Genomic DNA, 6,460 nt, shown 5'->3' with positions numbered 1-6,460 from the left:
AGGTGGTAGGTGGGTGCCTGATAGGGGATCAAGTGGTCCGGATGGATTAAATAGACAAGTCAGGCAAATAACATACTTACCTTATGATATTGCAGTAGCTTTAAAAGATACCATGAATAATATAGAGTTAGAAGATTACGCTAAAGCAGGTGGAAAAAGTCTTGCTACTGCAGCTGCATTAGAGATTTTTTATGAGATAATGGCTATTCCGGCATCTAAGATTGCAAAAGTAATTCAAATATTTGTAAGTGTGAGTGTCGGAGTGAATAGTTTAGCTATGAATAATGCAGAAAAAGAGGAATTGCAAGAAGTAATAAATGAGGCAGACGAAAACGATATGATAAAAATAACGACTGTGCTAGAGACCAGATATGGTCCATTACCAGGAACTACCCCCACTACTATGATACTTAATTATTATGATATATGGAATTCTGATAAATATATTGAAGGTGAGATAGGATATGAGGGAGACTTTGATAAAGGTGAATATTTACCTTGGGATCTAGATGAAGAGTCTCTAGAGATTATTGAAAAAATAGAAAGAATGGATTGAAAATTATGTTTATAGCCTCGACTAAACTAAGCTAGATTATACTCTATTTTTAATATCTCCCTAATAAATTAGAAATTCACCGTTAATTTGCTAGGGAGATATTACACAATCTACAGGTTAAGTATATTAATTAAAAGAAGGAGTGAATTATGAAAAATAATAAGTATATATCATATATCAATATATATATGAAGTTTATAACCCTTATAGTTGTATTTGGTTTCTTAATATGGCTTTGTTTTAGTGCCTTAGGTAGCTATGTAGTAACTATAGAGAATGATTTATATCAACTTATGGCAGTCGCCATAAGTATAGGTTTAACATATGGCATTTTAATTTTTTGGATATTGGAAAGATTAATTGAAGATATTGTAACTAATAAATATTTACAATCTATAGGGAAAGTTTTGGTTATCATTGTATTCTTTTTATTATATAAATTCATAGGAATTCTTGAAATTAGCATAGTATAGTTTTAAAATTAACTCCAATTAATTTCTATAGGTTATAAACGGTATCTTAGTACTAAGTATATGGAGGTTATAATGAATAAGATAAAGAAGGTATGGTCAGAAATAGAAAAATGGATTTTTTATTTCATATATATTATTGCTGGGGGAGCTATATTCTGGGTATGTATTAATGTAATATTGAGTTATATTGATATAATAAACAATACAGGGATGGAAATGATAATGGAGGTATTTTTATTTGTCGTAGTACTCATAGGGTGTTTCGTATTTGGTATAATGCAATCTGCCCTTAAAGAAATTACCTCTAGCAAGTTACTCAGTTATTTAGGTGTTTTTTTAGTAATTGTAGCTGCTCTAATATGGTATTATATACTTGGAAGTTTTGATATAGTCTTACCAAGTTAATAAAAATACTATTTAAAATATTAGATATAAAAAATGAGATTAGAAATACTTTTTCAGAAAAGTTATAACTAAGAAATTATGAAAACGACTAATTATATAAAAGATGCAGGGGAAAAGGAAAAAAGAGAGATAGTAAAGGATATAAAAAAGAATAGTGGGTGATAAATATGGCTGGTAGAATGTTAGAAGAACTAAGTGCAGATGAAAAAGCAAGGCAATTGTATCAAGCAAGAGAAAAGGCATTATTAGATCAAAAGTCAGCAATGGTATATCAAAAGATTAAATTAAAAGAAGCTGAGGAAAAGGGAATGCAAAGAGGATTAGAAAAAGGTATAGAAAAAGGTAAAAAAGAGGAAAAAATATTAGTAGCCAGACAAGCATTACAAAAAGGAATAGATATAGATACAGTGGTAGATATAACTGAATTAGATAGAGAGGAAGTTGAGAAACTAAAGGAAAGTATAGAAAAGGGAAGTAATACAAATTAATAGTTAGGTAGTTATTCTTAAGGTAATAACCCCTTTTTAGCAATGGTGAAAATGAAACAAGCCAAAGGGGGTTTTTATTATAGAAAAATTAATGAATTTCACCAAATATGCACTAAAATCAACCGAATATGATGAAACGTTTGACTTTTTTTGATAAGATGTATAATTATGTTACTTTCTAGAAAGTTATGGTGTACACTAATGAATAATTAAATATAAGGGGGAAATGTGTATAATGAAAAATAATACTAGAAAGATCATAAGTTTGTTATTAGTATTTTTTGTAACATTTGCAGTAACTTCAAATGCGTGGGCTACTACTACATATAAGTATGGTCAAAGGTCAGATAGAGGCAGTAGACCATTTAATAGGGATTCATTGCCAATAGATATAGAGGTTGATAAAGATGAAGGTAAAAATCCTATAGCTAAATTTGTACTTAAAGATAAATCTTTTAGAAATGATATTGTAAGATTGGTAATAGGAGAACAAGATGGAAAGGGAATATTCTATAATGATAGGATTTTTTATGATGAGGAAATAGTTTTGGATAATTTAGAATATAATAAAAAATATTTTTTACAATTAATTGTAAATAATAACAATGGTGATATAATAGAAACATATACAGGTAACTTTATTATTGAAAATAAACCATCTAGGCAAGTAGAAATTTCTAACACAGAAAAAACAAACTATAAGAAATATACAGAGGTTCATGAAAATAGTGACAGGGATTTTTCAAGGGATAATGATAAAGATAGCATAAACTCCTCAATATATAGAGCTTCTGGATATGGTTCCATGGAAGAAAATGAATCAAATGATGAATTTGAGGATGCTAATATCATAGAGGGAAGGGTTTATAAAGTCATAGGTACAATAGATAGTAGAAGAGATGAAGATGAAAAAAATAACGAAGCTGATGATGCTTCTGAAATAGATGTAGAAGAAGGTCGTAGAGAAGAGATATATGGTACTATACATCATGAGGATGATGTAGACTGGTATGAGTTTAGAGTAGGTGGCTATTCGGATTTAGACATAGAGCTAAATAATATTCCTAGAGATTGTAATTATGATATAAAGCTATATAGAAAAGATGGAAGATATACAGATCTTATTGAGTCTTCAAGGAGAAGTGGAGATAAAAGTGAAGATATAAGAGAAACGGTTGAAAAAGGTACCTATTATGTAAAGATTTATGGAGATGGATATGACGATTTTGACGTAAATGATGAATATGAGTTGGAGATAAGGTATAGATATAATGATGATGACAGCTATTATGCCCCAGATGGAGGAGTGTGGGTATCGGATAAACGAGAGGCTACTGACGATCAGGAATGGAATTGTGATTGGTATTCTTGTATGATATATGTTCCAGCTGATGTATTGAAAGGGTTGCTATTTGATAGTAGTACGGAAAGAAGAAAATTTTTAGACTTAGGTGCAGCGGTTACTGTTGGAGGAGGAGTTACACTTGGGGTACAACAGTTACTTGAAACGGTGCCAAAATTTGTTGGTTGGGCAGGAGGTTTTTGTACAGTTGCAGGGGTGGCAATAATGTTAAAAGACTTTGCAGAAACAGATATATATAATGATTTTTTAGATACAATTCAACCTGGTGGCAAAGGCACAAAAATCTATCCAGCTTATTATTCAGTGCAACCTGGAGTTGGCAGGGATGTGCCAGGTGTTCCCATAAAAGGTTGGCATAGATGGCATGACTATCCCAGGATACCTAGAGCCATAGATGGTCAACTTGGAGACCTAGAAGATAGAAAACTTGATAAAGATGATTTAAAGGATTTAATTCCAGAATAAAGATTTAGCTAAAAAGGCTACATTTAAGGAGGTCAATATGGCTTATGACATAATATACTATCTAATGTTAGGAATTGCATATATAGTGGGGCCAATGGTCTTTTCTATAGTGTTAATAAGAGAAATAAAATTAAAAAGTAAACTATATGACATAGAAAATAAAGCTAGAGTAAATAGTATTATTTTTAAAATCAACTCCAATGAACTCTTATGGGTGATAAATTTTTTAATTATAGGACATTTATATTTCCTTTACACTGACAAATCGATATTTATAACGTGTGGGGCTATTTTATCTATTATATTGATGATAATATTGGATATATTATATTTAACACAAAATTTCTATATAACAGAGGGCGGAATAATATGCAAATATGGATTCATCAATTGGGAAGATGTTATTTCTTTTGAGATAGAAGAGGGACTAGATCCTTTTTATAAACATTATCGTTTAATTATTAAATATACTAATGAAAATGGAGAGGATACCGAGAGAATTCTTAACATAAGAGAAAACAAAGAAAAAGTTAATGAAATAGAAAGCATTTTACAAAAAGAGATATACGATAAAAAGAAAGATTGATAGGCTTAAAACAACTACTCATTAAAATAATGGGTATTTATTTTTATATAAAAAGCCATAAAAGAGCTAAGATATTGTTATCCTTTTAATCAAAATGGTATAATATAAATATAAACAATATAATAATCGGAGCTGATTAATATGAAGGAAATAAACTTAATGAGACCAGTAATAGATTTTGTATTTAAAGCATTATTTGCAGGTAAGAAAAGGGAAAGTAAGATTATATTAAAACACTTTTTAAATTCCCTACTTAAACCAAAAGACAATGATAAAATAAAAGAGATAGTATATTTAAATCCTTTTAATGATAAAGAATATGAAAAAGACAAGTTATCCATAATGGATATAAAGGTGGAAACAGAAAAGGGAGAATTAATAGATATAGAAGTACAGATAAATAACGTGGATAATTATAGAAAGAGAAGCTTATATTATTGGAGTAAACTATATGGAGAAACAATAAATGAGGCCCAAGCATATGAAACATTAAAAAAATGTGTGGTAGTAAATATATTAGACTTTAAGTTATTTGATAATACCGATAGATATCATAATAAGTTTAAGATAATGGAGGAAAAAGAGAAATTTGAGCTAACAGATGATTTAGAAATCCATTATATAGAGTTAGAGAAGTTTAATGACAGTAAAAATATAAAAAAGATGAATGATTTAGAAAAATGGATAACATTTATAAAAGATGCAGGGGAAAAGGAAAAAAGGGAGATAGTAAAGGATATAAGAAAGAATAGTGAGGTGATAAATATGGCTGGTAGAATGTTAGAAGAACTAAGTGCAGATGAAAAAGCAAGGCAATTGTATCTAGCAAGAGAAAAGGCATTATTAGATCAAAAGTCAGCAATGGTATATCAAAAGATTAAATTAAAAGAAGCTGAGGAAAAGGGAATGCAAAGAGGATTAGAAAAAGGTATAGAAAAAGGATTAGAAAAAGGTATAGAAAAAGGTATAGAAAAAGGTAAAAAAGAGGAAAAAATATTAGTAGCCAGACAAGCATTACAAAAAGGAATAGATATAGATACAGTGGTAGATATAACTGAATTAGATAGAGAGGAAGTTGAGAAACTAAAGGAAAGTATAGAAAAAGGAAGTAATACAAATTAATAGTTAGGTAGTTATTCTTAAGGTAATAACCCCTTTTTAGCAATGGTGAAAATGAAACAAGCTAAAGGGGGTTTTTTATTATGCAAAAAATAATAAATTTCACCAAATATGCACTAAAAACAACCGAATATGGTGAAACGTTTGACTTTTTTAACTAAGATGTATAATTATGTTACTTTCTAGAAAGTTATGGTGCACACTAATGAATAATTAAATATAAGGGGGAAATGTGTATAATGAAAAATAATACTAGAAAGATCATAAGTTTGTTATTAGTATTTTTTGTAACATTTGCAGTAACTTCAAATGCGTGGGCTACTACTACATATAAGTATGGTCAAAGGTCAGATAGAGGCAGTAGACCATTTAATAGGGATTTATTGCCAATAGATATAGAGGTTGATAAAGATGAAGGTGGGAATCCTATAGCTAAATTTGTACTTAAAGATAAATCTTTTAAAAATGATATTGTAAGATTGGTAATAGGAGAACAAGAGGGAAAGGGAATATTCTATAATGATAGGATTTTTTATGATGAGGAGATAGTTTTGGATAATTTAGAATATAATGAAGAATATTATTCACAAGTAATTGTAAATAATGACAATGGTGATATAATAGAAACATATACAGGTAACTTTATTATTGAAAATAAACCATCTAGGCAAGTAGAAATTTCTAACACAGAAAAAACAAACTATAAGAAATATATAGAGGTTCATGAAAATAGGGACAGGGATTTTTCAAGGGATAATGATAAAGATAGCATAAACTCCTCAATATATAGAGCTTCTGGATATGGTTACATGGAAGAAGATGAATCAAATGATGAATTTGAGGATGCTAATATCATAGAGGGAAGGGTTTATAAAGTTATAGGTACAATAGATAGTAGAAGAGATGAAGATTTTTTTAGAAAAACATTTGCACAAGATGGTACAATGGATATAGAATTGGGTGTACCTAGAAATGAAGACTATGATATTTATGTTTATCGTATAC

General features: G+C 29.3%; 8 protein-coding genes. All 8 read left to right on the top strand.

Annotated elements, in window-relative coordinates:
- Nucleotides 1-556 (top strand): hypothetical protein (locus V6137_RS20415; protein WP_425449792.1); only part of this gene is annotated, 556 nt, incomplete at its 5' end.
- 149 nt (nucleotides 557-705) lie between these two features.
- Complete coding sequence (locus tag V6137_RS20410; protein ID WP_425449791.1) at nucleotides 706-1,029, top strand: hypothetical protein; 324 nt, start codon at nucleotides 706-708, stop codon at nucleotides 1,027-1,029.
- Between the two features lie 72 nt (nucleotides 1,030-1,101).
- Complete coding sequence (locus V6137_RS20405) at nucleotides 1,102-1,434, top strand: hypothetical protein (protein ID WP_425449790.1); 333 nt, start codon at nucleotides 1,102-1,104, stop codon at nucleotides 1,432-1,434.
- Nucleotides 1,435-1,601: 167 nt separating this feature from the next.
- Nucleotides 1,602-1,922, top strand: coding sequence for an RpnC/YadD family protein (locus tag V6137_RS20400; RefSeq protein ID WP_425449789.1), 321 nt, complete (start codon nucleotides 1,602-1,604; stop codon nucleotides 1,920-1,922).
- Between the two features lie 235 nt (nucleotides 1,923-2,157).
- Complete coding sequence (locus tag V6137_RS20395; RefSeq protein ID WP_425449788.1) at nucleotides 2,158-3,750, top strand: PPC domain-containing protein; 1,593 nt, start codon at nucleotides 2,158-2,160, stop codon at nucleotides 3,748-3,750.
- 37 nt (nucleotides 3,751-3,787) lie between these two features.
- Nucleotides 3,788-4,336: a DUF5673 domain-containing protein gene (locus V6137_RS20390; RefSeq protein WP_425449787.1), complete on the top strand. Its 549-nt coding sequence runs from the start codon at nucleotides 3,788-3,790 to the stop codon at nucleotides 4,334-4,336.
- Nucleotides 4,337-4,477: 141 nt separating this feature from the next.
- A complete protein-coding gene (locus tag V6137_RS20385; RefSeq protein WP_425449786.1) occupies nucleotides 4,478-5,458 on the top strand; it encodes an Rpn family recombination-promoting nuclease/putative transposase in 981 nt (326 codons plus the stop codon).
- Between the two features lie 236 nt (nucleotides 5,459-5,694).
- The coding region (locus tag V6137_RS20380; protein WP_425449785.1) for a hypothetical protein at nucleotides 5,695-6,460 on the top strand (766 nt) is incomplete at its 3' end.

The sequence above is a fragment of the Dethiothermospora halolimnae genome, from assembly GCF_037577855.1.
GTDB classification, from domain to species: Bacteria; Bacillota; Clostridia; order Tissierellales; family VENL01; genus Dethiothermospora; species Dethiothermospora halolimnae.
Note: the sequence above shows the minus strand (reverse complement) of the source record. Positions and strands in the feature narration are given on the sequence as shown.